Genomic DNA, 25,762 nt, shown 5'->3' with positions numbered 1-25,762 from the left:
GGTCGAGCTCGGGGTTGGGGGCGAAGGCCCGGCCCGGCGTGGCGGCCCGCTTGGCGTGGAGCACGATCAGGCGGGCGGCAAGCTCCTCGGCGTCCTTCTGGGCCCTCTCCTTCGCGCGCTTCCACTCACCCTTGCCCAAGTTGGAGAGCCGGGGCGGGTCGTCGGTGGTGCCGGGGTGGCGCTTGAGCAGGGGCAGTTGCTCGACCGGCAGGTAGAGCTTGCCCTCCCCGGCGTATTGCAGGATCAGGTAGTCGCGCTTGGCCCCCAGCACCTCGCGGGGCTCGAGGCCCAGGAACTGCCCTATGCCGTGCTCGGGGTGGATCAGGTAGTCGCCCGGCTCGAGCGCCCCCACGTCCTGCACGTCGCGGCCCACCACCCTCTGGATGCGCGCGCTGCCCGCGCCGAAGGCGTAGAGGTGGGGCTCGGTGAGGTAGACGATGCGGCGGTCGGGATCGAGGAAGGCTCCCTCGTAGGGGCCAGGGACGAAGGTCAGGAAGCCGGGGTGAGCCTCGAGCTGGGCCGCGGAACGCAGGGGGAACCCCTCGAGCTTGCGCCGGAGGTAATCACGGCTCTTGGGGTGGCGGTAGAAGAACACCACCGCGTAGCCGCTATTCAGCCAGCCCTCGAGGTCGGCCTGCAACTGGCTGATCCGGGCACGGTAGGGCGGCAGGCTGGGCCAGTCCATGGGCATCACGCCCAGCTCGGGGCCGCCCAGCCCAAAGGCGATGCGGTCGCGGCCCTCGATGAGCTTCCACAGCTCGGCGGGGGCCAGCGCGGGGGTGTCGAGGAAGACGGGACCGGGAAAGTGGGCGATCTTATGGCTGGTCCAGGTCTCGGCCTTGCCGGGTTTGGCTGTGAGCACCCAGCGGGTCTGGGGCTTGCCCTCCACGCGCAGGGCCTCGAGTTCGTCGCCGAAGAACTCCAGCCGGAGGTTTTCGAGCTCTAGGACGTCGCCTTGCACCTTGAAGTCTTCCTCGCGCAGGTAGCCCATGCGGTGGAGCCGGTCGAGCAGTTCGGAGCGCAGGTAGCGCTGCCCCACCTCCAGCACCAGTCGCCAGGCCGAGGGGTCTTCGGGGAAAAGCTCCATGGCCTCGTCGTAGCTGAAGACGAAGAGGGCCTTTTCCCCGTGGGCCTCGAGGCCGGGGTTGAGGTAGACGGTGCGGGCGAAGGGCCCCAGGGTGTACAGCGGCACCCGCTCGGGGGGGGTGAGCAGCACGGCGGGAGAGGGAGCCTGGGCGAATAGGAGGGCGCGGGCCACCTGAGGTAGCCCAGGCAGGTAATGGTTGTAGGGCAGGCTGATGGTCTGAGGCATGGCGGCAACCTGCCCAGTCTACCGCAAGCCCACCAGGACAGGGAAAGCTGGCTTACAGCCTGTTGCTCGATCGCTCAGGCCACCGGGTAGGCATGAACGCCTAGGGTGCCCAGCCCGGTGTGGGCTGTCACGATAGAGCCCATGCGGATGACACGGCCCTTGTCGAGGAGCACCCCCGCTTTGTTGGTGAGTTCCTTGATCTCCTCGAGCATCTCGGCGGGCGCGTCGGCGTGCGCGACAGTGACCCGCACCCGCCGGCCTTTGAGGGGCTCGAGCGCCTGTTTGACCAGGTTCTGGGCCACCGTACTCTCGCGCACCGCCCGCACCGTCCTGATCTTGCCCTCCTGCACGGTGAGGATGGGCCGCAGCCCCAACAGGTCGCCGATAGCCTGGCCAATCCTGGGCAGACGACCCCCGCGCACGAGGTGCTCGAGGCTGGCTACGCTGAAGAAAATGGCGTCCTCCCGCTGAATGCGGCGCAGCTCGGCCACGATGGCCTCTTCTTCCCAGCCCATCGCAGCACACTCGGCGGCCCGGTACACCAACGCCGACAACCCCCCCGAAACGGTGCGACTGTCGAAAATCCGGATGCGGCCCGGCGCGACCTTGTCTGCCGCTTTACGGGCCCGCTCCACGGTGAGCGAGGTTTCCCCTGAGAGGTGGATGGAGAGGAGGCGGTCGTAGTGGCGCAAGTAGCGCTCGTAGACCTCGATGAAGTCCTCGACGGCCGGGGGCTCGGTGCTGGGATGAGCCCCCTGGCGAATCTGGCCGTAAAGGCCGTCCGGGTCGAGCTCACGCCAGTCCTTGTAGCGGGCGGAACCTACCTGCACGTACAGCGGCACCAGGCCCACACCCAGTTCCCCGGCAGCCGCCGGAGAAAGGTCGCTTGCTGAATCGGTGATGATCCCTAGCTCCATGGAAAGCCTCCCGTAGAACTGAAACTCAGAGCGCAGACTGGACTCGCTCAAAAAGTTTCGGCAAGAAGTTTACTACATCCCCGTGCTCCGGGCTATAAAACCAGCCACATGCAGCTTCAGTAACCCCTATACCTGCACTGATCCAACCCAAGGGTGGGAGGTCACAGGCAAGAAATGCCAAATCACATTGCCCGGCTCCTGGTATACACTGGCTTGCGTGATTGGGGTGCTCTTTATGTTAACCCTCTCCCAATCCCAGCCTTACGTAGCGCTCGAGGTGCAAGCTCAGGCTGTCTCACTGACATTGGAAATGTTTTTTCACCATGCTCCTGTTCATCTCCAACGGTAACGCCGAGGACATCATCGGTAGCCATCTCGCCCAGCTCATCCGGATGCCTGTGCAGGCCCTGCCTCTGGTGGGACGAGGAGAAGCCTATGAGAGAGCAGGGGCCGAAGTCATCGGCCCCAAACAGGAGCTACCTTCAGGAGGTTTCCCCTTCGGAAGTGCCAAGAATCTGGTAGCGGACCTCCGGGCAGGATTCATCAGCCAGAACCTCAAACAGTGGAGCACGGCCTGGAAGTCGGCGCGGAAGTGCAGTGCGGTGGTGGTGATCGGGGATGCGTATGCCCTCTTGATCGCAGTAACCTTTGCAAAGGCGAAGCCGATATTTCACCTCAATCCGCTCATCTCGAGCCACTACTTGGAGGGTCAAACCCTACGCCAAAGACTCGCTCGGCTCAACGAAATAGGAGCTGAGGACTTCTTGTGGTACGAGCGATGGGCACAGCGACGAGCCAAAGCAGTCTACGTGCGTGACTCGGCGAGCGAGGACCGGCTGAGGAAACTCGGGATTCCCCATGCCCGTTTCTATGGCAGTTTCGCAATGGATATTCTCCCCCCACCCACCAGGAGTCTCGCTGGAATTGTGGATGGCAGACCCGTGCTGGCGCTTCTGCCTGGTTCGCGGGGAGATGTGGCCTTTAGCCTGCCCCGCATGCTCGAGGCCACCCTCCATCTGCCCGAGTTGCAACCTCTCGTCGCCTGGGCCTCGAGCTTCGAGGGGGTAAAGGTGCCTGAAGACTGGACTCTTACCCTAAAGGGGGAGGAAATGGCGATTGCCGAGAAGGGTGCTCATCGGGTCGTCTTGCTACGGGGCTACTTCTCGGAAATCCTCCACCAAGCCAAGGTCGCCCTCGGTACGGCTGGAACCGCCAACGAGCAAGCTGCTGGCCTGGGGGTTCCGGTGGTAGGCTTTCCTAGTCACGGCCCTCAGTACACCATGCGGTTCGCCCAACGCCAAGCCCGCCTGCTCGGCAAAGCGCTCACCCTAGCTCAACCCTATCCCCCGGACATCGCCCGAGCGATACGGGAAGTGCTCGAGGAGGAACGCTACAGTATCGCCTCCACGGCGGGTAAGGAACGGATTGGGCCACCTGGCGCGCTCCCGCGCATCGCCGCTGAGATCACGGAGACGTTGAATGGCTGAGATCGCATTCCTCACAGACGCTCCCAGGGTTGCGGGGAGCGAGACCTGGCTGCTTGCCTACCTACCCCGCTTGCAGCGACATGGCCTGGAAGTGAAGCTTTACTTGAGCGCCCGCCGCGAGTTGGACGAGTATGCCAAACGGATGAGCGAAGCAGGGGTTCCCGTGTCGCGTTACAAGAACTTGAGCGACTCAATCCCAGAGCTGGGCAGAGCCCAGCTTAGGGTCACCCAAGCCTGGCAGTCGCAAACCTACAACTCACTCTACGCCCATCTTCCTGGACCTAATGCCTCGGTCATTCACGACCAACTCGAGTATCACTACCCCTATGGCCTACGATACTTGTATCGCCTGGGTTACCGCATGACCAAAGCTCGTGCCCTCCGCAAAACAGATATCCTCATCACGGTATCGGAATGGAGCAGGCAGTTCTTGCAGAAGCACCTAGGTTTTCCCAAGGTCGTGTCCGTCCGCAACGGGGTAGACGTAGAGAGGTTCAAGCCTCTTCCAGAGCAACGACACGAACTAAGAGCGGGCTACGGCTTCAGCCGATTTACGGTACTGGTACCAGGCCGCATGGCTCCGGAGAAGAATCCCCTGACCTCTTTACGCGTTGCCCGCTTATCTCCCGATCTGGACTTCGTTTTCGTGGGGGATGACAACTCAGGGACCGGGCGCTTGGCCAAGCAGTTGGCCAAGCGTTGGGGGCTCAGGAATGTGCGGTTTCTCGGCAAACGTTGGGATATGCCGGAGTTGTACCAGGCAGCGGACGCGGTTTTACAACCCACCCTCGCTGAAAACCAGTCGCTGGTGACGCTCGAGGCCATGGCTAGCGGCCTGCCAGTGGTTACCACACCTATCCCGTCACAAGCCGAACTCATCAACCACGAGCACGAGGGTCTACTGATTCCAGCACGGCCTGAAGCATTGGCGAAGGCATTGAGGGAGCTGGCCCATGACCCCGGCCTCGCGGCGAGACTGGGAGCTGCAGCTCGGGCTCGGATCCTCAATAACCATACCCTCGAGCACAGTGCCAACACGCTGGCAAAGGTACTGGCCCGGCTGATCCAGCATTAGCGCCTGTCCTGATCGCCGCCGTTGTGCTATAAACTCCGATAATGCGTCTATACCGGATTGGCCTGTTCACCGACGTCTATCTGCCCAATCCCAATGGCGTCTCGACAAGCATCTACCTGTTGCTGCGCGAGTTGCGCCGGATGGGGCATGATGCCTGGGTGATGGCCCCCGAAGGCCCCAACGATCCTCCTGCCGAGGAGGCCGTGGTGCGAATTCCCAGCGTGGCCTACCCCTTCTTCGAGGGACAGCGCCTGGCTATGCCCTCCAGCCGCTACCTGCCCACCAAGTTCGAGATCATCCACACCCACACCCCGCTGTTTTTGGGCCTGTGGGGCAGCAGGCTGGCCCGCAGGCGGGGCATCCCCCACGTCTCGACCTTCCACACCCACTACGAGAAGTACGCCCACTACGTCCCCGGCCTGGCCATGCTCGACCGCTATACCGGGCTCATCCAAAGCCTCTCCCGCGCTTTCTACAACCGCTGCGAGGTGGTCATTGCGCCCACCGAGCCGGTCAAGGCCTTGGTCGAGTCCTACGGGGTCGAGCGCCCCATCTCGGTGATCCCGACCGGGGTGGACACCGACATCCTCGAGCAAGCCCCCGAAGTACCCTCCCCCTGGCCCCAGGGCAAGCGCCGTCTGATCACGGTGGGAAGGCTGGGCAAGGAGAAGAGCTTCGAGGTGGTGCTCGAGGCCCTGGCGCAAATCCGGCCTCACGCCGACGCGCATCTGGTGCACGTGGGCGAGGGTCCCGAGGAGGCCCACCTCAAGGCCTACGCGGCGAAGCTGGGGGTGCTCGAGCACGTCACCTTCGTAGGGGCGGTGCCCTACCGAACGATTGGCGGGTACTACCGCCACGCCGAGGTGTTCCTGTTCGCCAGCGAGACCGAGACGCAGGGCCTAGTGCTGTGGGAGGCCCAGGCGATGGGGGTTCCGGTGGTGGCGGTCGGGGCCGAGGGCACCCTGCAAGGAGTCGAGGAGGGCCGCAGCGGCTACCTGGTGCCGCCCAAAGACGCCCATTGCATGGCACAGCGCACGCTCGAGCTTCTTTCCGATGAATCGCTGCGCCAGCGCCTGAGCCAGGGGGCGCGCAAGTTCGCCCAGGCCCGCAGCGCCCGCCGCATCGCCGAGTCTATCGTGGAACTCTACGACGAAGCCCGCGAGATCCAACAGATCGAGCCCAAAAAGCTCATCTTCCCCTTTCCCCGTCTTCCGCGAAGTAGCCTTCCGTCCTCCCGCTGAGGTTGCGGAGCTGCTGCGCCAGGAAGGGCAGCAGCCCCTTCTTGAGCCGGCGGGCCGAGGTGCGCACCATAGCCTCGGGCACGTAGCGCACCCGCCCCCGTTCCTGCAGAGCCAATCCCAACAGCACGTCCTCGCGCGCGTGCACCGGGGGGTAGCCGCCCGCTTCGAGCGCCACCTCCCGCCGGAAGGCCATGTTGGCCCCGCCCAGGTTGGGCTTGCCTAAAGCCGCCATCAGCCGCAGGAACAGCCGGTAGGCCCACTCTGAAGCCCACTCCTCCCACGGGCGCAGCCCGTAGAAAGCCATGGGGCCGTACAACGCCACCGCTCCCTCGGTGTGACGGGCGAGGGCCTCGAGCCACTGCGGCTGTGGCAACGAGTCGGCGTCGGTGGAGGCTACCCACTCGCCGGTGGCAGCCTCAAGGCCCGCCTGTCGCGCCGCCGCGACCCCCGGGGTGGGGCAAGCAACTACCCGCGCGCCGTGTCGCCGGGCGATCTCGGCAGTAGCGTCGGTGGAGCCGTTGTCCACGACGATGACCTCGTAAGGGGGTAGGGTCTGGCGGGCGAGGGCCTCGAGCACCCCGCCGATAAAGGCTTCCTCGTTGCGGGCCGGAATCACCACCGAAAAACGCTGCAAATTACGCCTCCGTCACATCACCCGCGGGAAATGGCTCGGCATTTCCTCTAGACAGGCTTTTCCGAACTCCCTTTATACTTTACCCGTGTTCCGGATCTTACCCTGGCGGCAGCGCGGTTTGGGCGCACTGCTGCGGCTCATGCTAGCGTGGGGGCTACTCGAGAGCGTCAGAAGTGGCTTCTATGCAGGCTACCTCATTCTCTACGGGCCCAAAGAACTCGGCCTGAACGCAGCGGTCGTGGGCCTGTCCTTCACCATTCACCTCCTAGCCGACAGCTTCGGCAAGGGGGTCGGGGGGTATTTGGTTCAGCGTTACGGGATTGGCGTGGTGACCATCTTCGGAGCGGGGATGGGAATGCTGGCGCTCTACGGTGCCTCCTCGGTGAAGTCCCCGCTGCTGCTGTTCCTGATCTCGGGGGTATGGGGCCTCTCCCTGGCGAGCATCTTGCCCGGGCTCAAGACCCTGAGCAGCCGCCTGGCCTTTCAGGGTCGCGAGGGCCGGGCCCTGACCCTCACCGACGGGCTCACCGCCCCCTGGGCTGGGATCGGCCTGCTAGGCGTGGGCTTGGTGACCAAACACAACCCCGATCTGGCCTTCGCCCTGCTGCTGGGCGGCCAGATCGCAGCCGTGCTGCTGGGGATCAGCCTGCTGGGCCTGTCCATCACTATGCGGCTGCGCAAGCAGGAGTACTACCCCTGGCGGCGGCTGCTCATCTTCATCCCCGCGGCCTTCGGCCAGACCTTCGCCCCTGCCATGATCGGCTTCCAGGTGCTTCCCTTCGCCCAGAAGATCGGCTTGCTGCCATGGCAATTGGTGGTGCTGATAGTGCTGGGGGGCGGGCTAGTCTTCGCCCTGGTGCCCTTCACCGGCCGCATCGCCGACCGGGTCTCGCCCCGCTGGCTGCTGATCTTGGGCCTGGCGGTCCTGGGCGTCTCGATGTTCTGGCTCGCCTCCAAGCCCGGCTTCAGCGAAATGCTCCTGCTGGCCGTGATCGCGGGCGCCGGCTTCGCCTGCTTCGTGCCGAGTTGGAACGCGCTGGTGATCCGCATTCTGCCCGAGGCCAACCGCGCAGCGGCTTGGGGCACCATCCTGATGGTGGAAGGGCTGGGCTTCGCCCTAGGGCCCTCCGCCGGCGGGTTCATCACCTCCACGTTCAGCACCGTCTCGGTCACCGCGCGGGTCGGGGGCACGATCTTCCTGGTGCTGAGCGTCTTCTACCTGATCGTGCTATGGAGACCTTTCTGGAAACGCTGATCGGGCTCGCCGTACTGGCCTACGCCCTAGCCGAGGTGCTCGGCCGCTGGATGGGGGTAGGGGCCCTCGCTTGGGGCAAGCGCTCCGAGCCCAAAATCGCCCTCACCTTCGACGACGGCCCTAGCGAGCGCACACCGGAGTTGCTGGCACTGCTCGAGCGCCACGGGGTTAAGGCCACCATGTTCCTCACCGGCCAAAAGGCCGAGCAACACCCCGAGCTCGTCGAGGCCATGCGGGCTGCGGGACACCAGCTCGAGGCCCACGGCTACTGGCACCGCCCCGCGCTGCTGATGGCCCCCTGGACCGAGTGGGCCCACATCGCCCGCAGCCCAGGGCGGCTCTACCGACCGCCCTGGGGCATCCACTCCCCCTTCACCCGCCTCTTCGCCCGGCTGCAGGGTAAGCAGGTCGTGCTGTGGGACCTCGAGTCGCGCGACTGGCTCGAGCAAGATCCCGCCGCCCTGGCCGAGCGGCTGCTGTTCTACGTCAAGGGCGGCTCGGTGATCCTGCTGCACGACGGCCCTGAGCGCACGCTGAGGCTGCTGGAACTTTTGCTGCCCAGGCTCAAGGAGTACGGCTACCAGCCCGTGCGGCTGGATGAGATGGAGCTGCGGCCCCTGGGCCCGCGACAGGGGCTCGAGCGGGCTTTGCAGGGTAGCGAGGAGCGCTTCGACGCCAAGGCCGAGGTGTACAAGGCCGGATACCGCTACAACAATGTCCTGCGGTTGCAAAAGCAGAAGTACCACGGCCCCGAGCTGCCGGGCTACCCGCCGGGCACACCCTGCATGTGGATCCACTTTGAGTCGGCGCGGCTGGCCGCCATGAGCCCCATGCAGGTGCTGCGGGCCTTCCGCGAGACGCTCAAGGAGGTCGCTAGGGTGCTCGAGGCCCAACCCGACGTGTGCTTCATCTACGGCATGAGCTACCTGGGCGAGGGAGCCAAGGTACTGGGGTTCGAGATGCACCCCCTGCCCCGCCGAGACGAGCTATTGTCCAAGCTCACCACCGCCTGGTTCTCCTGGCTCTACCGCGGTGAGCTGCCCAAGCACCTCTTCAGCGCCCCCGCCCAGATCGTCTATATGACCCGCGAGACCCTGCTCAGCCGCTACGGGAGCACAAAGCCAGCAGCCACGCCTTCTTCCCTACCCCCGGCACCCGCTCAACCGCAAAGCCCGCCTGCGTGAGGTTGCGGCGAACGGAACCTGCGACCGAGTAAGTCGCCAGCCAGGCTCCCGGCTGGGCAGCCCGGTGAAGCTTTCGCGTGACCTCGAGGCTCCAGGGCTCGGGGTTGACTGCGGGACTGAAGGGGTCGAGGTAGATCGCCGTGGCCCAAACTCGCGGGAATTGGGCCTCCCCCACGTCCTCGAAGCGGATTTCCAGGCTGCCCCACTCACCCGACAGCCGCAGGGGCTCGAGGGGACTGCCGACTTCGGGCCAGCGCCCCAGCACCTCCCCCCAAACCTCCCGCGCCGCGCCCTCGAGGGGCACCTCCACCGACTCCAGCAGGGACCGCTCGACGGGCGCGAACTCATAGCTCAGGTACTCCAGCCGCACCCCCCGGCTCAGGGCGCTCTCCAGCGTGACCCGGAAGTTGACGCCGAGCCCGAAGCCCACCTCGAGCACCCTGGGCCTGGGATCGAGATGGGTGCGGGTGAGCTCGAGGTAGAGCTTGCGGGCCTGGGTCAGCGCCCCGTGCACGGAGCTATACGCTTCCTTGAAGCGCGGATGCACCAGCGTGGGCGAGCCGTCGGCGGTTTCCAGGCGCTCGAAAGGCCCAGGTTCAGGGGCGTTCAAGCTTCACCCTCTCGGCTTCCTGCCGCATCAGGCTCCACAGCGCCTCGACGTGGCGGCGTTCGGTGAGCTCGGCTCCGATGGAGACGCGCACCATCCAGCGGCCCTTGAGGATGGCGGGCGTCAGATAGGCTTTGCCAGAGCGGTTGACCCGGCCCACCCACTCCAGGGTATGCCGGTCGAGCTCTTCCGGGCTCAGGCCTTCGGGCTCGTAGCGGACGCAGACGGTCTGCAAGGGCACGGGAGCCAGCAGCTTCCAGCCGGGAGCCTGGCGCACCTGGGCCTCGAGCCAGCGGGCGTTCTCGAGGTCGCGCCGCAGCCGGGCCTGCAAGCCCTCCACGCCCTCCGCGAGCAAGGCGAACCACAGCTTGAGTGCCCTAAAGCGCCGCCCCAGCGGGATGCCCCAGTCACGGTAGTTTTTAGCGCTCCCGTCGGCGGCGGTCTGCAAGTAGGAGGGGTTGGTGGACATCACCCGCACCAGGTGTTCGGGGTCGCGCACGTAGTAGAGCGAGCAGTCGAAAGCCGCGCCCAGCCACTTGTGCGGGTTGAGCACGATGGAGTCGGCGTGCTCGATGCCCTCCCACATCCAGCGGCACTCCGGCAGGATCATGGCCGAGCCCGCCATCGCCGCGTCCACGTGCAGCCACAGCCCATATTTTCGGGCCAGAAGGGCGATGGGGCGCACGGGGTCGATGGCGGTGCTGGTGGTGGTGCCCACCGCCGCGACGACGACACAGGGCTTGCGCCCTTCGGCGAGGTCGCGCTCGATGGCTGCCTCGAGCAAATCCACCCGCATGGCGTGCTCGTCATCGGTCTCGATGAGCCGCAGGTTGTCGCGCCCGAACCCGGCGAGCAGCACCGCCTTGGGTACCGAGGAGTGGGCCTGGTCGGAAACGTAGGCCACCAGCGGTTTCTCCTCGGCCTGAAGCCCACCTCTGGCCTGCGAGTGAGCAGTAGAGCGCTCCCGCGCCGTGAGCATCGCCACCAGCGTTCCCGTCGAGGCTGTGTCCTGGATCACGCCCTCGAACTCAGGGGGCAGGCCCAGTATCTGCCGCAGCCAGTCGTTCATGACCTCCTCGAGCTCGGTGAGCGCCGGGGCTGCCTGCCAGGAAAGTCCGATCTGCCCGAATCCCGTCGCCACCATATCGGCCAGGATCGAGTGCAGCGGAGCGTTGGAGGGGAAGTAGCCGAAGAAGTTGGGGCTCTGCCAGCCCATGAGGCCAGGAACGAGCTTTTCCAGTTCCTGGGTGATGCCCCCCAACCCCACCGCCTGCCGGGGCGGGGTATCGGGAAGCTGTGAGCGCAGAAAGCCCGGCTCGACCTGGGGCATTACCGGCAATTCCGGGGCCCGCTCGCGGTACTCGGCGATCCAGTCGATAAGCCGGTAGCCGATGCGTTTGAATTCCTCGGGTGACATGGGGATATGCTAACGCTTGCCGGGGGCGCTACGTCGAACGCCGATGGCCGGACGCGGGACGTGGGTCGTACGTCGTACGCCGTGGGCAAAACGCCAAACGCAATACGCCAGACGCCTTGACTCTAGACCCTCGCCCCTCGGCCTCCCCCGTCCCTTGACCCTTGCCCCACAACCCGAGACAATGCGGTGCATGGAGATCACGCCCGAGCTGATCCGCCACCTCGAGCACCTCGCCCGCCTCGAGCTATCCCCCGAGGAAGAAGCCCGCATGGCGGGCGACCTCAAGAACATCTTCGACTTCTTTGAAAAACTGGGCGAACTCGACACCGAGGGCCTGAACGAGCTGGCCCGCCCCGTGGAGCTGACCAACATGCTGCGCGAGGACGAGCCCGGCGCAGTCCTCTCACAAGAAGAAGTGCTTTCTGTGGCCATCGAGGCCAAAGACGGTTTCTTCGTCGTGCCGAGAATGATTGAGTAGTGCCGTACGTCCTACGCATTCGCTATCCTCTTTGGCGTACGACGTAGGACGTAGGACGTAGGACACCTCCATGCTTGACCTCAAGTTCATCCGCGAAAACCCCGATCTCGTGCGCAAGGCCATCGAACAGAAGGGCGGCGCGCTCGATCTGGACGAGTTGCTGGCCCTCGACCGCGAGATTACCGAGCTGAAGCGACGAACCGAGGCCCTGCAAGCTGAGCGCAATGCCAACGCCAGGGCTGCCGCCAAGGCCGCCCCCGCCGAGCGCGCCGCGCTGATCGAGAAGGGCAAGCAGATCGCCCAGCAACTCGCCGAACTCGAGCCCCAGCTGCGCAAGCTCGAGGCCCGCCTTAAGAACCTGCTCTACCTCACCCCCACCATCCCCTGGGAGGGCGCTCCCGTGGGCCCCGACGACTCCTTCAACGTCGAGACCCGCGTCCACGGCAAGCCCCGCACCTTCCTCTTCGAGCCCTTAGACCACGTCGAACTGATCAACCGCAACGGCTGGGGGGAGCTCGAGCGCATCGCCAAGATCTCCGGCTCGCGCTCCTACGCGCTAAAGGGTGACCTGATGCTCTACGAGCAAGCCCTGCTGCGCTTCGCCCTCGACCAGCTCGTCGAGAGTGGCTTCACCCCCATCAGCGTGCCCGCCTACGCCCGCGAGGAGGTGTTCTACGGCCACGGGCAGTTCCCCAAGGCCCGTGAAGACGTGTACAAGATCGAGGGCGAGGACATGTACCTGGCCGGGACCTCCGAGGTGCTGCTCAACTACCTCCACGCCGGGGAGATCCTCCCCGAGGCCGAGCTACCCAAGGCCTACGCGGGCGTCTCGACCTGCTTCCGCAGCGAGGCCGGTTCGGCGGGCAAGGACGTGCGCGGGCTCATGCGGGTCCATCAGTTCAACAAGGTCGAGCAGTACGTGCTCTGCCGCGCCGAACTCGAGGAGTCGAACCGCTGGTTTGAGCTGATGCTCTCTAACTCCGAGCGCATCCTGCAAGCCCTGGAACTCCCCTACCGCGTGATCGAGGTGAGCACCGGCGATATGGGGCTGGGCAAGTACCGCCAGGTCGACCTCGAGACCTGGGTCCCCAGCGAGAACCGCTACCGCGAGACCCACTCCTGCTCGGCCCTGCTCGACTGGCAGGCCCGTCGCGCCAGCCTGCGCTACCGCGGCGAGGACGGCAAGGTGCGCTACGCCTACACCCTCAACAACACCGCCCTGGCCACCCCCCGCATCCTGGTGATGCTGCTGGAGAACCACCAGAACGAGGACGGCACCGTGAGTGTGCCTGAGGCCCTGCGCCCTTACTTCGGCAAGGAGCGGCTCGAACCCACCCGTTGAGGCTAAATTTCCCGTGATTCCCGGTGCGCCTCGAGCTGCCCCAAAATCTCCGGCGGGATGCGCGTGGCTCTGCCCTCCCGGCTCTGGCACAGGTGGCGGCTGTAGCCCTCGACCAGCAGGGTTTCATCCCGCCAGACGCGGTAATCGAAGCGCAGCCCCCTCGAGGACAACTCGCTCAGGCGCACCTCGACCTCGACGGTGTCGCCGAAGCGGGCGGGGACACGGTACTTGAGGTTGATCTCGACCACGGCGAAGGCCAGGCCCTGGGCCTCGACCTCGGTGTAAGGGAGTCCCAGGCGCTCGAGCCACTCCACGCGGGCGAGCTCGAGCCAGGGCACGTAGCGGGAATGATGCACCACGCCCATGGCGTCGGTTTCGGCATAGCGCACCTTGACGGGAACACGGATCGTCACGGGCTCTATCTTATGGCTCAGACCGCCTCGACGAAGCGCAGGCGGGGAATCCGGCGCAGCTTCATACGGTGGGCCAACTCGTCCTGAATGAAGCGGTGGGCGTGGTTGAGGATCTCCACGGTGTCGTCGATGCGCTCGAGGGTGCTGACGTAGACGACTGCCGAGGCGTTGTCAGGCGAGAGGTCCACGCGCTCGATGCCGATGATCATCGGCAAGCGCGGGTCCTGCAGTTCGTCGTGGATGATTGCGGCGAGTAGGCGGGCGGCTTGCTGCTCGAGGCGTTGCTTGCCCACGCTCATGACAACCCCCTGCGACTCGAGGAAATTCAGTATGCCGCACCTGCCGGCAGTGCTTCAAGCCTCGTCGAGGCGCTGCACCAGTTGCACCACCTCTGCCGAGACGCCCTCGATCAGTTCGGCAGGCCCCTCGACCATCACACGCACCAGCGGCTCGGTGCCCGAAGGACGCACGTTGATGCGCCCCTGCCCCGCCAGCCGGGCTTCGGCCTGGGTGATGGCCGCGTGCAGCTCGGGCTTTTGCATCAGGGCGTGCTTGTCGCGCACCCGCACGTTCTTGAGGAGCTGGGGGAACATGGGCAAAGCGTCGTGCCACTCGACAAGGTCGCGACCCGACTCGAGCATGGCCGAGAGGGTGAGCACGGCGGTGAGCATGCCGTCGCCGGTAGGGGCGTGGTCGAGGAAGAGAATGTGCCCGCTCTGCTCCCCGCCCAGGGTGAGGCTGCTGGCCCTGAGCTTCTCGTAGACGTAGCGATCGCCCACGGCGGTGCGGTAGAAGGTGATGCCCGCCTCGCGCAGCTTGACCTCCAGGCCCATGTTGCTCATCAGCGTGCCCACCACGCCCGGCTCGCGCCGCACGAGGGCGTTGAGGTAGAGCACGTGGTCGCCGTGGAACTCGCGCCCCTGGCGGTCGATGAGGATGGCCCGGTCACCATCGCCGTCGAAGGCCACCCCCAAGTCGTAGCCCATCTCGACCACCTGGGCCTTGAGAAACTCGGGGTGGGTCGAACCGCAGCCCTTGTTGATGTTGCGCCCGTCGGGGGTGTTGAACATCACGAAGACCTCGGCCCCCAGACGCTGGAAAAGGCGGTGCGCCAGGCGGTAAGTGGCCCCGTTGGCGGTGTCGAGCACGATCTTGAGGCCCTCGAGGCTGCGCCCCTTGGAGGCGAGGAAATCGAGGTACATGCGCTCGGCCTCCCTGAAGTCGGCCACGGTGCCGATGCCGTCGGTCTTGAGGTCTTGCTCCAACAGCTTCTCGATCTCGAGCTCCACCTCATCGGGCAGCTTGTCGCCCTGGGCGCTGAAGAACTTGATCCCGTTGTCCTGGTAGGGGTTGTGGCTGGCCGAGATCATCACCCCGGCCGTGGCCCCGAGCTGCTTGGTCAGGTAGGCCACGCCCGGCGTGGGCAGCACCCCCAGGTGCTCGACCCGCACACCCTGCGACATGAGCCCGGCGGCCAGGGCGGCCTCGAGCAGGTCGCACGACTGCCGGGTGTCCTTGCCCAGGAGCACGACCGGCCGGCGGTCGTGGGACTTGAAGTACGCACCGGCCGCCTGGCCGAGCTTGAGGACGAATTCGGGCGTCAGGGGCGGCTCACCGGCCACGCCGCGCACGCCATCGGTGCCGAAGTATTTGCGACTCACGGCGAATAGTCTAACGGGGAATGTCGATGGTCGATAGCGGATAGCCGAACGCACAGCGCGGGTCGTACGTCGTACGCAAGACACAAGGCGTCATCCTCTACAAGAGTTCATCAGTGCACTGGGGCGAGAAGCACGGCGAGCTTGTAGCGTCGCCCGGCAACCCCACGCTTGCCGTTATTGCTCAGGTTGCGAAGCATCTCCTCGAGCATAGCGACTTGCTCACTGGTGAGCACCAAATCCAGTATCTTGACAGGGGATCGGGGTAGTTTCGGGAAGTCTTCACCGACGAGGATAAATTCCTCATCTAATTCTTGTTGCCAGTGAGCCACTGCTTGGCGAAGCAATTGCAGTATTTCGGCAGACGCCAATCCCAGAGCTTCTTCCAAGCTCGAGTAAGGTGTTAGGGAAAAGGGTATTCTGAAGTTACGAGCCTTCCGCTCGAGAAAAACCCTACGACCTTGCCGGTAACACACCACCAGCAACCCCAACTGTCGCAGTAGCCTGATGTGGTGCCCAACTCGGTTAGGCACCTCCCCGATCTCCCGGGCAACCTGTGCAGAGGTTTTCGGTACGTCAAACGCCAACAGCACCCGCAAACGTGCTGGGTTGAGGATTGCTCGAGCCTGCATGGGATCTTGGACTACATACTCATCGAGCATAGCTACTTGATACCAGAGAACCCCATACGGATCACCAGGCGCTCGAGAAAAGCATATCCTAGCGTTCCTAGCGACAAGGAAACTCCGCACACAACAGCAACAGTACCTATATCCGTCGTGCCACGCATCAAGCCTTGTACTACCGAAAACGGTAGGTAAGAACCTACAGAACTCATCAGCGAACTGGGCAAAAACGCCCCGGCCAGCACGATGATCGCCATCAAGTTGACCAATGCCCCGGTTTTCTTGAATAAAAGCGAAAATCCGCCCAAAAGCAATCCTGGTCCTAGGCCGGCGAGAAAGGCTACAGGGGCATAAATCCACAAATCAATAAGGGTACTCGTGGGCAGGTGCAGGGGAAAAAGCATCACGAGGTAAACGATGGTAAAGCTGAACACAGTCCTCACAGCCAAGCCGATTGCTTGAAAAATCAGCGTGGCGATGGGGGGGATGGGATACAAGTACACCTCCTCCGGCTCCGCTGAGCTGTCTTCTAATGCGCGCTGAGGGGCTTGCAGCGCCGCAAGGATTATGAACGTGATGAATAGGGCGCCTTCGATTCCCCCAACGCCGATCGCGCGCCCCCCTAGCAATAGCAAAGTTAGGAATAATGCCGTAGATACCACGTTGCTTAGGAACACGACCGGATAGCGAATCTCCACCAAAACGCCAAACCGGACGATGCTCCACAAGGCCAGCATCATGTCGTCTCTCCCCTCACCAGCCTCTCTATACCCGAGACTTGCTCAAGGCCCACTAAGCCTGCACCCGTAGAGCGCAGGTAGGATATAGCCTCCTCCAATCCCTCCAAACTGAGCGGTCCTTCAAGAAACTCCCCATCCCACGAGAAGCCTGGAGGTATCGGGATTACCATCTTGGCTGGATTGAGAACCCTTAGGCGCACTCGAGCGCTGTAGCCTAGGATGCACAGCACGTCCGATGGCGCTCCAGAAGCCACCACTCTTCCCCGTTCCAGAACGCTTACCCAACTTGAGATCTTTTCCATGAGTGAAATTTCCTGTGAGGTTATCAGCACTGCCCCCCCGAGCTTGTTCGTTTGCTCGATGAGCTCCAGTAGCAGATCCCACCCCCGAATATCCAGACCCAGGGTAGGCTCATCGAGAAGAAGAACTCGGGGTTTATGCAGAACAGCTTCCGCTAGGATAAGCCGCTGTCGCATTCCCCTCGAGTACCGGTTTACCGGTTCGTTAGCAGGAAGATCGAAGTGGTCTAGCAGGGCCTTAACACGGTCATGGAGTTCGGCTTTGGGCAGCCCGTACATCGAGCCTTTGAGCGTTAGGTTCTCTAATCCGCTCAGGCGGGGTTCTAGCGCGCGCCTACCATCCAGCAAGACCCCGACCTCCCGCATGATCTGGGTACGCCGTGTGACGGGATCTTTGCCCAGTACGCTGACTTTCCCGGTCAGAGTAGGCAACAAGCCTAGGATTAGCCTGAGCAGAGTGGTCTTCCCAGCACCGTTGCGACCTATCAGCGCATGGGTTTCGCCCGGCATCAATCGAAGACTTACGCTCTCCAGGGTCAGCCTGGACTGACCCTGGAAAGAACGGTAGATGGCACTGGCTTGGTCAATTAGTACTAGAGGAGCGGTCATGAGGCTCGGAGATCAGCCGGTTCAGGGGCAAACCAACACAAAACTCCAGCCTGCCCACCAGCATCCAAAGGGCTTCGGATCGTTTCCAATGGCCTCGAGCCTGCCTTCTCCCCGTTTAGGGTCGGTGACTTCGAGCCTCCCAACCCCGTTCCATATAACTTCTCCCTTGAGCGTCCTGAGCTGAACCCGGAAGTCATCACCGGTTTGGGCCGGAATCGTTGAGCCAGTTTCGCGCTTGACCCAACGCTCATAAATCTCGCCCTCAGGGTTGATAAGGTATCCCGCCAAAGCCTCTCCCCCAACCGGAAGGAAATACAGTGAAGGCCGCCCCTCCGTCTTGGTTGAGATTTGCACTGGGATATGGATCATCCTTCCAAAAGGAGTGCACACAGAGGTAGCGAAGTGGGGATTGACCAGTCTAGGAGCAAGACCAAGGTTGGTGAGGGCCGGTTCGAGCTGTAGCGGGTTGGTGATGCCTAGTTGATACACGGTTTCGATGAGTGATTGCACATAACCGTCCACGGTATTCGGTGAGTTGGGCAAAAGCGACTCGGGCCTTTGAAGTTTCATCTTCACCCCCTTATCTGCGACACCTTTTGGGCATCTCTCAGATTAATCCGGCTACCGGGTGGCAGAATCAATGCCCTTTCCTGTCATATCCAAAACTGTGCTCCGGACGGCCCACGACTGCCCGGATTCGCGGCATCCTGTAGGCATGCGCTGGTTGCTGGCAAGTTTGGCGGTCCTGGGGTTGGCGGGGGCGCAGCAGGCCCCGCGGGGCGGTTTCGTGGACGTGCCGCCTTGCCACTGGGCGGCGGAGGCGGTGCGGGCGCTGGCGGCGAAGGAGTTGGTCCAGGGGAGCCCGGCGGGCTCGAGGGAACTCGTAGAGAACGCCCTGCGGCAGGTGTTCGAGGGGCTCAGGTGCGGCGATCCGGGGTGGAGCCTCGAGTTTCTCGAGGGGGCTGCGGCCAGCTTCGCGGCGGGCTCGGTGGAGAAGCTCGAGGGCTTCGAGCTGCGGAAGCTGCAAACCAGCATCGACGGTGACCGGGCCAGCGTCGCCTTCCAGCTCGTCGTCTCCCGCGAAGGCGTGGTCTACACCCGCCAGGGCACGGCCCGGCTGGTCTCTATCCAGCCGGGCTGGAAGGTGCTCTACGAGAGCCTGGTGGAGCTGAAGCTGCCCTTTTTCCCCAAACCTTAGCCCTGGCGTACCAGGTGCTCGGTGCCCAAACGCCGCTCCTGGGCCTCGAGCCAGGCCCATATTTCCTCGGCTTTAGCCGATTCCGGGGGAAGCTTCAGGCGCTTGAGTTGGGGAAACTGGCGCAGAAGCTGCTTCCTGGCGAGTTCGAGCGGCGGAGCGTCGGGGTTTACGGGCTGCCCGGTGAGGTATTCCATCAAGTCGTAGACCTCCTCCGGCTCGTGGCAGAGCATCCACCCGCTGAGCACACTGAGAATGGCCCGCAGGCTGAAGCGCCTAGCCAGGATTCGCCGTCGTGGCTTGCGGCCCTGACCCAGCGAGTAGGGCATCACGCAGGCTACCCACCAACCCACGAAGACCGCCCCGTAAGCGCCCATGAACACGGGCGCAACCCCACTCAGGCTCATCAGCATCAGGCCGCCGCACACCACCCCCAGGCTCAGCCCGGCAAACATCACCCGCCTGGGGCTCAGTCCTCCCGCCCTCACGCCAACCTCCTCTGCACCTCAACGCTGTCGAACTCTCGCATCCTCATCCCTCAGCACTCTAAAAAACTCCGGCTCGAGGCCGGGGTTCCAAGCAATATAGCATCAGCGGGGGTCAATGGAAAAGGCAAATGACCTCGAAGCCCCCTGCCTGGCTGCCGCCCTTTGGCTGGACGAAATTTACCGGGGCATCGCTATTTAGCCTCGAGCCAGTTCTCCCCGATGCCGGTATCGACCTCCAGCGGCACCTCGAACTCCCAGGCCGTGCGCATGACCTCGCGGGCCAGCCCGGCCACTTCCTCGGCGCGGTCCCTCGGGGCTTCGATCACCAGCTCGTCGTGAACCTGCAACACCAGGTGAGCCTCCAGGGGCTCGAGCCGGGGCCCCAGCTTGACCATGGCCAGCTTCATCAGGTCGGCGGCGGTGCCCTGCACCGGCATGTTGAAGGCCATACGCTCGGCGGCCTGGCGCACGCTGGCTACCTTGGCCGAGAGCTCAGGCACGAAGCGCTTGCGGCCAAAGAGCGTCTCCACGTAGCCGCGCTCGCGGGCTTCGGTGAGGGTTTTTTCAATCCAGAAGCGCACTTTGGGGTAGGCCGCGAAGTAGCGCTCGATAAAACCCTCGGCCTCGGCATAGGGGATGGAGAGCTCGTTGGAGAGCCGGTGGGCGCTCATGCCGTAAAGGACGCCAAAGTTGATGGTTTTCGCCGCCCTGCGTCGGTACGAGTCCACGGTCTCGGGCGCGATGCCAAACATCCACGCCGCGGTCTGGGTGTGGATGTCGCGCCCCTCGAGGAAGACCTGCTTGAGGTTTTCGTCGCCCGACAGGTGCGCCAGCAGGCGCAGCTCGATCTGGGAGTAGTCGGCGGCTACCAGGCAGTAGCCAGCCCGCGCCACGAAGGCTTTGCGAATCTTGCGACCCACCTCGGTACGAACGGGGATGTTTTGCAGGTTGGGGTCGGAGCTCGACAGCCGCCCGGTGGCGGTGGCGGTCTGGTTGAAGCGGGTGTGGAGCCTTCCGGTTTTGGGATGGATCAGCCGGGGCAGGGGGTCGAGGTAGGTGCTTTTGAGCTTGGACAGCTCACGGTAGTCCAGGATTTTATCGACGATGGGGTGGAGCGGGCGCATCTCCTCGAGCACGCTGGCAGCGGTGGAGCGCTTGCCGGTGGTGGTCTTCTTGCCCCCGGCTTGCAGCTTGAGCTCATCGTAGAGGATGGCCTCGAGCTGGTCGCGCGAGTTGACGTTGAAGGGCCGCCCGGCCAGACGGTGGATCTCGGCCTCGAGGTAGCCCAGCTCCTTGCCCAGTTCCTCGGAAAGCTCCTGGAGGTAGGGCACGTCCAGGGCCACCCCCTGCACCTCCATGCGGGCCAGGATGCCCGAAAGCGGCTGCTCGACTTCGCGGTAGAGCCACCACAGGCGCTCGTCCTTCTCGGTGCGGCGCTTGAGGGTCTCCCACAGGGTTTGGGCGGCCAGGGCCCGCTGGGCCGGATCGGTGGTCCAGTCGCCGGCCCCGTAGCGGCGCACGGTTCCAGCCGGCTCGCTGTTGGCCGGGTCGTAGAGATAAGCCAGCAGCATGGGGTCGTCGCCTGGAGGCACCCAGTAACCCTCCCGCAGCAGCAGCACGCTGAGGTCTTTGGCCTCGAGGCTGTTGAGCCGTCCGAGCGCCTTCAGGTCGGCGAGGTTGGTCGGGCCCCTGTAGACCGTGTCGCCCCTGGCCGCAGCCAGCCCGGTCAGCTCGGCCCACATGGGCTGGGCCCGGTCGAGGGTGAAGCCCAGGAAAGCCCCGGGAGGGGGGGGCCAAGGGGCTTCAGTGGTGGGTCTTTGCGCCTCCAGGAGCCCCAGATCCCGCAGGATCGAGCCGAACTCCAGCCGCTCGAGCATCTCCCGCAGCTCGGCGGTCTTCGGCTCGCGGCGGTGGGCTTTGGAGAAGTCGCACAGCTCGGGCTCGAGGGGAACGTCGGTGTGAATCTCGGAGAGCTCGCGCGAGAGCTTGATGTCCTCCAGGCTGGCGCGGATGAGCTCGCGGGTGCGCTCGGGCTTGACTTCCTCGAGGTGTGCGAGCAGGTTATCCAGGCTCTTCCACTCCTCAAGAAGCTTGACCGCCCCCTTGGGGCCGATGCCCTTGGCTCCAGGAATGTTGTCAGAGGCGTCGCCGGTGAGGGCACGGTAATCCACCCACTGCTCCACGCCCACCCCGTACTTCTCCTTGACCTGGCTGGGGCCGATGATCGAGCCGTCGGGGTGAAAGACCCAGATGTTCTCACTCAGAAGCTGGTAAGCATCGCGGTCGCCGGTGAGGATGCGCACCTGGTAGCCCTCGGCCTCAGCTTTCTTGGCCAGGGTGCCGATGACGTCGTCGGCTTCGTAGCCGGGCACCTCGAGGCAGGTCAGCCCCAGTAGCTCGACCAGCTGCTTGATCTTGCGAATCTGCTCGGGCAGGTCCTCGGGCGTGGGGGCCCGCCCAGCCTTGTAGGCCTCGAAGTTGTCGTGCCGGAAAGTCCTGGCTGGCGCATCGAAGACCACGATGACGCAGGAGCTGTTCTCCTTGAGGTACTTCAACAGGGTCCGCAGGAAGCCAAAGATGGCCTGCACCGGCTCTCCGGTGGAGGTCGTGAGCTTCTCGAAGGCGAAATAGGTGCGGTAGGCCAGGTGGTGGCCGTCGATCAGGATCACCCGCTCGGCTCGGGGCACCGGAGCGGGATTGGATTCGGCCTCGGGTTCGGGATCAAATAAGCTTCGCTGCTGCACGGGGCCATTCTAACCCCATTCGTTTCGCTGTGAACAGAACCAAGCCCTCGGGCACCCAGCGGAAAGCAGGGTGGCAGAAGACTAAGTGCAAAACGCTAGCACACGCAGTTCTCGACCCCAATTGACTCGAGCTTCAATCGAGCCACCTGATCACCTCGACCCCCACAGCCCCTCGGCTAGCGTCCCTCAGGGCAGCCTGAAAGGCCTCGAGCCGGGCTTCCTCGAGGACGAGCTCGACGACTAGGCCAGCCTCGGTGTAGCCCTCGGACTCGCGGGCCAGCTTCCAGCGCTCGAGCAGGGCGTAGATTGGCCCGGAAAGCTCGAAAGGCGCCTCCAGACGCAGCCGCAGCCGCGGCACGATCTCGCGCTTGGGAGCCTGCCGCAAACACTCCGCCGCGATGCCGCCGTAAGCCCGAACCAGCCCGCCCGCCCCCAGCTTGACCCCCCCGAAGTAGCGGGTGACCACCACCATCACCCGGTCAAGGCCCTGAGCCTGGATGGCCCGCAGGATGGGCTGCCCGGCGGTTCCGCCCGGTTCGCCGTCGTCGGAGAAGCGGTAAAGCAGCCCGATCTGGTAGGCCCAGCAGTTGTGGGTGGCCTCGGGCTCGCGCACGCGCTCGAGGAAGGCCAGGGCCTCCTCGGGCGTGGTTGCGGGAGCGGCCCGCGCGATGAAGCGGCTCTTCTGCACGAGCTGCTCGAGTTCGTAGGGAGCGGCCAGGGTGATCACGCGCCCAGCGTCTCCTGCGCAGCCTGGTACATGACCCCGATCGGAGGCCGCACCCCGGTCCAGAGTTCGAAGGCCAGAGCCCCCTGCCAAACCAGCATGGGCAGCCCGTCCAAGGTCTTGAGGCCCGCCGCCCTGGCCTCCCGTAGCAGGCGGGTCTCGAGGGGGTCGTACACGATGTCCACCACCGTGCCCTTTTCCGGGAACCACTCAGCGCGCAGGGGCGTGGAGGCCGGGTCTTTGAGCCCCACGGTAGTGGTGTTGACGATGAGGTCGCTCGAGCGAGCCATCCCCGCGAGCACCCACTCGTCGTCGGTGACCTCACCCAAGCCGAACTCCCGCTGGAGTTGCGCGGCGCGCTGAAGGGTTCGGTTAGCTACGCGCACCTGGGCTCCGGCCTGCTTGAGGGCCCAGGCGATGGCCCGGGCGGCCCCACCTGCGCCGAGGATGAGCACCTTGGCCCCGCGGTACTCGATCCCCGCTTCCTCGAGCCCCTTGAGGAAACCCGGTGCGTCGGTGTTGTGGCCCTCGAGCCGGCCCGCGTGGTTGACGATGGTGTTGACCGCGCCAATCGAGCGGGCCTCGGGGGAAAGGGAGTCGAGGTAGGGCATCACCGCCTCCTTGTGGGGCACGGTGACGTTCACCCCGCGGTACTCCCGGCGCACTTCCTCCACGCGCTGGGCCAGGGTCTCGCCGGGGGTCTCGAGCGCGACGTAGCTGCCCCCCAGGCCCAGAGTCCTCAGGGCTGCGGTGTGCATGGCCGGAGAAAGGGTGTGCGAGAGCGGATAGCCGATCAGGCCCAGTCTCATGGGGTCAGTTTACAGTCGAGGGCGTGTAGCCCATTATGATGAAGCTAGTGATACGTCTAGTAGTTTTTCTGCTTCTTCTTGCTCTGGGCTGGGCAGGCGCGAAAAGCTATATCATCCCCATTGAGGGAGCCATTGATCAGCCCCTGGCCATCTTCCTCGAGCAGTCCCTCGAGCGGGCTGAGCGGGAAGGAGCCAGCGGCGTGGTGCTCTACGTGGACACCCCTGGGGGGCGGGTCGATGCGGCCATCCGCATGTCCGACGCCATCTTAGCCAGCCCGCTGCCCACCATCGCCGTGGTGCAAAACGCCTTCTCGGCGGGAGCCCTCATCTCGCTGTCGGCTCAGCAGATCTATATGCTGCCGGGTTCTGAGATCGGAGCGGCTTTGCCCATCACCGTGACCCCCATCACCCAGCCGGAACCCGCCGACCGCAAGGTGATCTCGGCCTTGCGAGGCAAGTTCCGCGCGGTGGCCGAGGCTCGGGGCCGCCCGGTCAACCTGGCCGAGGCCATGGTAGACCCCGAGCGCGAGGTTCCGGGCCTTTCGACACGGGGCGAACCCCTCACCCTCTCGGCGCAGAAGGCCGCGGAGACCAAGATCGCCGACGGGGTGGTGAGCAGCCTGGGCGAAGCCCTCGAGAAAGCCGGCTTCAACGCCCAGACCGAGCGGCTCGAGCCCGGCACACGGGTCAACGTAGCCCGCTTCCTCACCAACCAGATCGTAGCGGCCATCCTGCTGGCGGTGGGCATCCTGGGCATCGCGCTGGAGTTCTTCACCCCCGGCACTTTCCTCCCAGCCACCATCGGCATCATCTCGCTGACGCTGTATTTCCTCGGGGGCTACCTGGCAGGCTTCTCGAGCCTGCTGGAGATCAGCCTGTTCGTGGGGGGGTTGCTGCTCCTCCTGGTCGAGCTGTTCGTCACACCGGGCTTTGGCGTGCTGGGCGGCCTGGGCATCGCGGGCATCGTGGCCTCGGTGTACCTGACCTTCGGCAGTCAGTCGGTGGCGGTGGGTTCTTATGCCATCGTGATCGTGGCCTTCGGCCTGTTCCTGATGTTCCGCTTCTTCCCCCGCTCGCGCCTGGGCCGCTCGCTGGTGCTCGAGAGCGCCATCGGGGAGCAGGCCCCTCCGCGGGACGAGTTGCAGGATATGGTGGGGGCCATCGGCACGGCCTTGACCGACCTGCGCCCCGCCGGGACCGCGCTCTTCGGCGAACGACGGGTGGACGTGGTCACGCAGGGAGAGTTCATAGAGCGCGGCACCCCGATCCGAGTCACCAAGGTCGAAGGGGTGCGCGTGGTGGTAAGAAAGGAAGGATAAGCGTGGAAATACTGGCTCCAGTAGTCTTGGCAACGCTGATTATCATCGTTCTGTTCGTCTTCTTCACCTTCATCCCGGTGGGGTTGTGGATCACGGCCTTCTTCTCCGGGGTGCGGGTGAGCCTGGGAACGCTGGTGGGTCAGAGGCTGCGGCGGATCCCCCCAGCCCGCATCATCCTGCCCATGATCAAGAGCTTCAAGGCCGGCATCCCGGTGGAGGTGACGCGCCTGGAGTCGCAGTACCTGGCCGGAGGCAACGTAGACCGGGTGGTGGACGCCCTGATCGCCGCCGAGAAGGCCGGGATCAAGCTCACCTTTGACCGGGCGGCGGCCATCGACCTCGCCGGACGCGACGTGCTCGAGGCCGTGCGCCTGTCGGTCAACCCCAAGGTCATCACCAGCCCCATGGTGGCGGGCATGGCCAAGGACGGCATCCAGCTTCTGGCCACCGCCCGCATCACCGTGCGGGCCAACATCGACCGCTTGGTGGGTGGCGCCGGTGAGGAGACCATCGTCGCCCGCGTGGGCGAGGGCATCGTAGCCTCCATCGGTCAGTCGGAAGACCACAAGCAGGTGCTCGAGCAACCCGACCGCATCTCCAAGACCGTGCTGGCCAAGGGCCTCGACGCCGGCACCGCCTTCGAGATCCTCTCGGTGGACATCGCCGAGGTGGACGTGGGCAAGAACATCGGCGCCCAGCTGCGCACCGACCAGGCCGAAGCCGACAAGAAGATCGCCCAGGCCAAGGCCGAGGAGCGCCGGGCCATGGCCGTAGCCGCCGAGCAGGAGAACCGGGCCATGGTCGAAGCCATGCGGGCCAAGCTGGTCGAGGCTCAGGCCGCCGTACCCCTGGCCATGGCCGACGCCCTCAGGAGCGGCAAGCTCAGCGTGATGGACTACTACCAGCTCAAAAACATCGAAGCTGACACCGACATGCGCCACTCCATCAGCCGGGCTACCGAAGGGGAGGAGGGCCGGTGATGAGCGATGCAGCTTGACGACCTGTTGGGTCTATTGTTCTTGTTCTTCTTCGTCATCCTCCCTGCCCTGCGCGGCCTGCTGCGGCGGGGCGAGAATACCTTCGACATCCCCGACCTCGACGAGTTGCCCACCGAGCCCGACCAAAGCCGCCCCAGACCTCCGGCCCCGGCTCAACCCCGGCCCACCCAGTCCACCGCCCAGCCACAACC

At 64.6% G+C, this 25,762-nt stretch carries 26 protein-coding genes and 1 pseudogene; 11 read left to right on the top strand and 16 right to left on the bottom strand.

The window, feature by feature from the left end; translation table 11 throughout:
- Both Mrose_RS12955 and Mrose_RS12950 read right to left on the bottom strand, forming a co-directional pair.
- Window positions 1–1,312, bottom strand: a 1,312-nt coding sequence (locus tag Mrose_RS12955; protein WP_275052663.1) for a CarD family transcriptional regulator, incomplete at its 3' end; no start/stop codon positions are given.
- Window positions 1,313–1,386: 74 nt separating this feature from the next.
- A complete protein-coding gene (locus Mrose_RS12950) occupies window positions 1,387–2,229 on the bottom strand; it encodes a DegV family protein (RefSeq protein WP_119278897.1) in 843 nt (280 codons plus the stop codon).
- Window positions 2,230–2,552: 323 nt separating this feature from the next.
- Here Mrose_RS12950 and Mrose_RS12945 point away from each other — a divergent pair, with 323 nt between their 5' ends.
- The 3 genes from Mrose_RS12945 to Mrose_RS12935 are packed head-to-tail and all read left to right on the top strand — an operon-like array spanning window position 2,553 to window position 6,032.
- On the top strand, window positions 2,553–3,716 hold the full coding sequence (locus Mrose_RS12945) for a lipid-A-disaccharide synthase-related protein (RefSeq protein ID WP_119278896.1): 1,164 nt from the start codon (window positions 2,553–2,555) through the stop codon (window positions 3,714–3,716).
- Window positions 3,709–4,791 carry a glycosyltransferase family 4 protein gene (locus Mrose_RS12940; RefSeq protein WP_119278895.1) on the top strand — a complete coding sequence of 361 codons (1,083 nt, stop codon included), beginning with the start codon at window positions 3,709–3,711 and terminating at the stop codon, window positions 4,789–4,791. The genes Mrose_RS12945 and Mrose_RS12940 overlap by 8 nt, the downstream gene beginning before the upstream one ends.
- Window positions 4,792–4,832: 41 nt before the next feature.
- Window positions 4,833–6,032 (top strand): glycosyltransferase family 4 protein, encoded by a 1,200-nt coding sequence (locus Mrose_RS12935; RefSeq protein ID WP_119278894.1) that lies wholly within the window; start codon window positions 4,833–4,835, stop codon window positions 6,030–6,032.
- Here the strand turns inward: Mrose_RS12935 and Mrose_RS12930 are convergent.
- Window positions 5,980–6,666: a glycosyltransferase family 2 protein gene (locus Mrose_RS12930; protein ID WP_119278893.1), complete on the bottom strand. Its 687-nt coding sequence runs from the start codon at window positions 6,664–6,666 to the stop codon at window positions 5,980–5,982. The genes Mrose_RS12935 and Mrose_RS12930 overlap by 53 nt on opposite strands.
- A gap of 85 nt (window positions 6,667–6,751) precedes the next feature.
- Between Mrose_RS12930 and Mrose_RS12925 the strand changes: the two genes are divergently transcribed.
- Together Mrose_RS12925 and Mrose_RS12920 are read left to right on the top strand one after the other, a co-directional pair.
- On the top strand, window positions 6,752–7,921 hold the full coding sequence (locus tag Mrose_RS12925; RefSeq protein ID WP_119278891.1) for an MFS transporter: 1,170 nt from the start codon (window positions 6,752–6,754) through the stop codon (window positions 7,919–7,921).
- Window positions 7,897–9,105 (top strand): polysaccharide deacetylase family protein, encoded by a 1,209-nt coding sequence (locus Mrose_RS12920; protein WP_119278890.1) that lies wholly within the window; start codon window positions 7,897–7,899, stop codon window positions 9,103–9,105. Before Mrose_RS12925 ends, Mrose_RS12920 begins: the two co-directional genes overlap by 25 nt.
- On the opposite strand, the gene mnmC2 is transcribed toward Mrose_RS12920, so the two are convergent.
- On the bottom strand, window positions 9,020–9,715 hold the full coding sequence (gene mnmC2, locus Mrose_RS12915) for a tRNA (5-methylaminomethyl-2-thiouridine)(34)-methyltransferase MnmC2 (protein WP_119278888.1): 696 nt from the start codon (window positions 9,713–9,715) through the stop codon (window positions 9,020–9,022). The genes Mrose_RS12920 and mnmC2 overlap by 86 nt on opposite strands.
- Window positions 9,702–11,129, bottom strand: coding sequence for a pyridoxal phosphate-dependent decarboxylase family protein (locus Mrose_RS12910; RefSeq protein ID WP_119278886.1), 1,428 nt, complete (start codon window positions 11,127–11,129; stop codon window positions 9,702–9,704). Before Mrose_RS12910 ends, mnmC2 begins: the two co-directional genes overlap by 14 nt.
- 190 nt (window positions 11,130–11,319) lie before the next feature.
- Between Mrose_RS12910 and gatC the strand changes: the two genes are divergently transcribed.
- Complete coding sequence (gatC, locus tag Mrose_RS12905; RefSeq protein WP_220452326.1) at window positions 11,320–11,607, top strand: Asp-tRNA(Asn)/Glu-tRNA(Gln) amidotransferase subunit GatC; 288 nt, start codon at window positions 11,320–11,322, stop codon at window positions 11,605–11,607.
- A 70-nt stretch (window positions 11,608–11,677) separates the two neighbouring features.
- A complete protein-coding gene (gene serS / locus Mrose_RS12900) occupies window positions 11,678–12,949 on the top strand; it encodes a serine--tRNA ligase (protein ID WP_119278882.1) in 1,272 nt (423 codons plus the stop codon).
- Between the two features lie 2 nt (window positions 12,950–12,951).
- Here serS and Mrose_RS12895 read toward each other — a convergent pair whose 3' ends face one another.
- From Mrose_RS12895 to Mrose_RS18645, 7 genes are all read right to left on the bottom strand, one after another.
- Entirely contained in the window at window positions 12,952–13,371 is a 420-nt protein-coding gene (locus Mrose_RS12895) for an acyl-CoA thioesterase (RefSeq protein WP_420808350.1), read from the bottom strand.
- A gap of 8 nt (window positions 13,372–13,379) precedes the next feature.
- On the bottom strand, window positions 13,380–13,661 hold the full coding sequence (gene rbfA / locus Mrose_RS12890) for a 30S ribosome-binding factor RbfA (protein WP_119278878.1): 282 nt from the start codon (window positions 13,659–13,661) through the stop codon (window positions 13,380–13,382).
- 54 nt (window positions 13,662–13,715) lie between these two features.
- Entirely contained in the window at window positions 13,716–15,023 is a 1,308-nt protein-coding gene (gene glmM, locus Mrose_RS12885; protein WP_119278876.1) for a phosphoglucosamine mutase, read from the bottom strand.
- A gap of 110 nt (window positions 15,024–15,133) precedes the next feature.
- Window positions 15,134–15,682 (bottom strand): winged helix-turn-helix domain-containing protein, encoded by a 549-nt coding sequence (locus Mrose_RS12880; protein WP_018465854.1) that lies wholly within the window; start codon window positions 15,680–15,682, stop codon window positions 15,134–15,136.
- A 2-nt stretch (window positions 15,683–15,684) separates the two neighbouring features.
- A complete protein-coding gene (locus Mrose_RS12875) occupies window positions 15,685–16,386 on the bottom strand; it encodes a hypothetical protein (protein WP_119278874.1) in 702 nt (233 codons plus the stop codon).
- Window positions 16,383–17,294 (bottom strand): ABC transporter ATP-binding protein, encoded by a 912-nt coding sequence (locus Mrose_RS12870; RefSeq protein ID WP_119278873.1) that lies wholly within the window; start codon window positions 17,292–17,294, stop codon window positions 16,383–16,385. The genes Mrose_RS12875 and Mrose_RS12870 overlap by 4 nt, the downstream gene beginning before the upstream one ends.
- Before the next feature lie 21 nt (window positions 17,295–17,315).
- Complete coding sequence (locus Mrose_RS18645; protein WP_220452325.1) at window positions 17,316–17,870, bottom strand: hypothetical protein; 555 nt, start codon at window positions 17,868–17,870, stop codon at window positions 17,316–17,318.
- 139 nt (window positions 17,871–18,009) lie between these two features.
- Here Mrose_RS18645 and Mrose_RS12865 point away from each other — a divergent pair, with 139 nt between their 5' ends.
- Complete coding sequence (locus Mrose_RS12865) at window positions 18,010–18,492, top strand: S-layer homology domain-containing protein (protein ID WP_182482803.1); 483 nt, start codon at window positions 18,010–18,012, stop codon at window positions 18,490–18,492.
- Here Mrose_RS12865 and Mrose_RS12860 read toward each other — a convergent pair.
- The 4 genes from Mrose_RS12860 to Mrose_RS12845 form a co-directional block, all read right to left on the bottom strand.
- Window positions 18,489–18,977, bottom strand: coding sequence for a DUF7736 domain-containing protein (locus Mrose_RS12860; RefSeq protein ID WP_147371653.1), 489 nt, complete (start codon window positions 18,975–18,977; stop codon window positions 18,489–18,491). The genes Mrose_RS12865 and Mrose_RS12860 overlap by 4 nt on opposite strands.
- A gap of 191 nt (window positions 18,978–19,168) precedes the next feature.
- Window positions 19,169–21,664, bottom strand: coding sequence for a DNA polymerase I (polA, locus tag Mrose_RS12855; protein WP_182482804.1), 2,496 nt, complete (start codon window positions 21,662–21,664; stop codon window positions 19,169–19,171).
- Between the two features lie 190 nt (window positions 21,665–21,854).
- Complete coding sequence (locus Mrose_RS12850; RefSeq protein WP_119278864.1) at window positions 21,855–22,448, bottom strand: IMPACT family protein; 594 nt, start codon at window positions 22,446–22,448, stop codon at window positions 21,855–21,857.
- On the bottom strand, window positions 22,445–23,254 hold the full coding sequence (locus Mrose_RS12845; protein ID WP_119278862.1) for a shikimate dehydrogenase: 810 nt from the start codon (window positions 23,252–23,254) through the stop codon (window positions 22,445–22,447). The genes Mrose_RS12850 and Mrose_RS12845 overlap by 4 nt, the downstream gene beginning before the upstream one ends.
- Before the next feature lie 38 nt (window positions 23,255–23,292).
- Between Mrose_RS12845 and Mrose_RS12840 the strand changes: the two genes are divergently transcribed.
- The 3 genes and pseudogenes from Mrose_RS12840 to Mrose_RS12830 form a co-directional block, all read left to right on the top strand.
- A complete protein-coding gene (locus tag Mrose_RS12840; protein WP_119278860.1) occupies window positions 23,293–24,573 on the top strand; it encodes an NfeD family protein in 1,281 nt (426 codons plus the stop codon).
- 2 nt (window positions 24,574–24,575) lie between these two features.
- Window positions 24,576–25,553 (top strand): flotillin-like protein FloA, encoded by a 978-nt coding sequence (gene floA, locus Mrose_RS12835; RefSeq protein ID WP_119278858.1) that lies wholly within the window; start codon window positions 24,576–24,578, stop codon window positions 25,551–25,553.
- Between the two features lie 6 nt (window positions 25,554–25,559).
- Window positions 25,560–25,762 (top strand): annotated as a pseudogene (locus tag Mrose_RS12830) (hypothetical protein); the annotation flags it as partial.

Source organism: Calidithermus roseus, from assembly GCF_003574095.1.
In the GTDB taxonomy this organism is placed as follows: domain Bacteria; phylum Deinococcota; class Deinococci; order Deinococcales; family Thermaceae; genus Calidithermus; species Calidithermus roseus.
This window is presented reverse-complemented; position numbering and strand designations above follow the sequence as displayed.

Coding starts and splice junctions, on each gene's coding strand:
- Mrose_RS12950 (WP_119278897.1), bottom strand. CDS start 2,229: ATGGAGCTAGGGATCATCACCGATTCAGCAAGCGACCTTTCTCCGGCG.
- Mrose_RS12945 (WP_119278896.1), top strand. CDS start 2,553: ATGCTCCTGTTCATCTCCAACGGTAACGCCGAGGACATCATCGGTAGC.
- Mrose_RS12940 (WP_119278895.1), top strand. CDS start 3,709: ATGGCTGAGATCGCATTCCTCACAGACGCTCCCAGGGTTGCGGGGAGC.
- Mrose_RS12935 (WP_119278894.1), top strand. CDS start 4,833: ATGCGTCTATACCGGATTGGCCTGTTCACCGACGTCTATCTGCCCAAT.
- Mrose_RS12920 (WP_119278890.1), top strand. CDS start 7,897: ATGGAGACCTTTCTGGAAACGCTGATCGGGCTCGCCGTACTGGCCTAC.
- Mrose_RS12910 (WP_119278886.1), bottom strand. CDS start 11,129: ATGTCACCCGAGGAATTCAAACGCATCGGCTACCGGCTTATCGACTGG.
- gatC (WP_220452326.1), top strand. CDS start 11,320: ATGGAGATCACGCCCGAGCTGATCCGCCACCTCGAGCACCTCGCCCGC.
- serS (WP_119278882.1), top strand. CDS start 11,678: ATGCTTGACCTCAAGTTCATCCGCGAAAACCCCGATCTCGTGCGCAAG.
- rbfA (WP_119278878.1), bottom strand. CDS start 13,661: ATGAGCGTGGGCAAGCAACGCCTCGAGCAGCAAGCCGCCCGCCTACTC.
- Mrose_RS12880 (WP_018465854.1), bottom strand. CDS start 15,682: ATGCTCGATGAGTATGTAGTCCAAGATCCCATGCAGGCTCGAGCAATC.
- Mrose_RS12875 (WP_119278874.1), bottom strand. CDS start 16,386: ATGATGCTGGCCTTGTGGAGCATCGTCCGGTTTGGCGTTTTGGTGGAG.
- Mrose_RS12870 (WP_119278873.1), bottom strand. CDS start 17,294: ATGACCGCTCCTCTAGTACTAATTGACCAAGCCAGTGCCATCTACCGT.
- Mrose_RS12865 (WP_182482803.1), top strand. CDS start 18,010: ATGCGCTGGTTGCTGGCAAGTTTGGCGGTCCTGGGGTTGGCGGGGGCG.
- Mrose_RS12845 (WP_119278862.1), bottom strand. CDS start 23,254: ATGAGACTGGGCCTGATCGGCTATCCGCTCTCGCACACCCTTTCTCCG.
- Mrose_RS12840 (WP_119278860.1), top strand. CDS start 23,293: ATGAAGCTAGTGATACGTCTAGTAGTTTTTCTGCTTCTTCTTGCTCTG.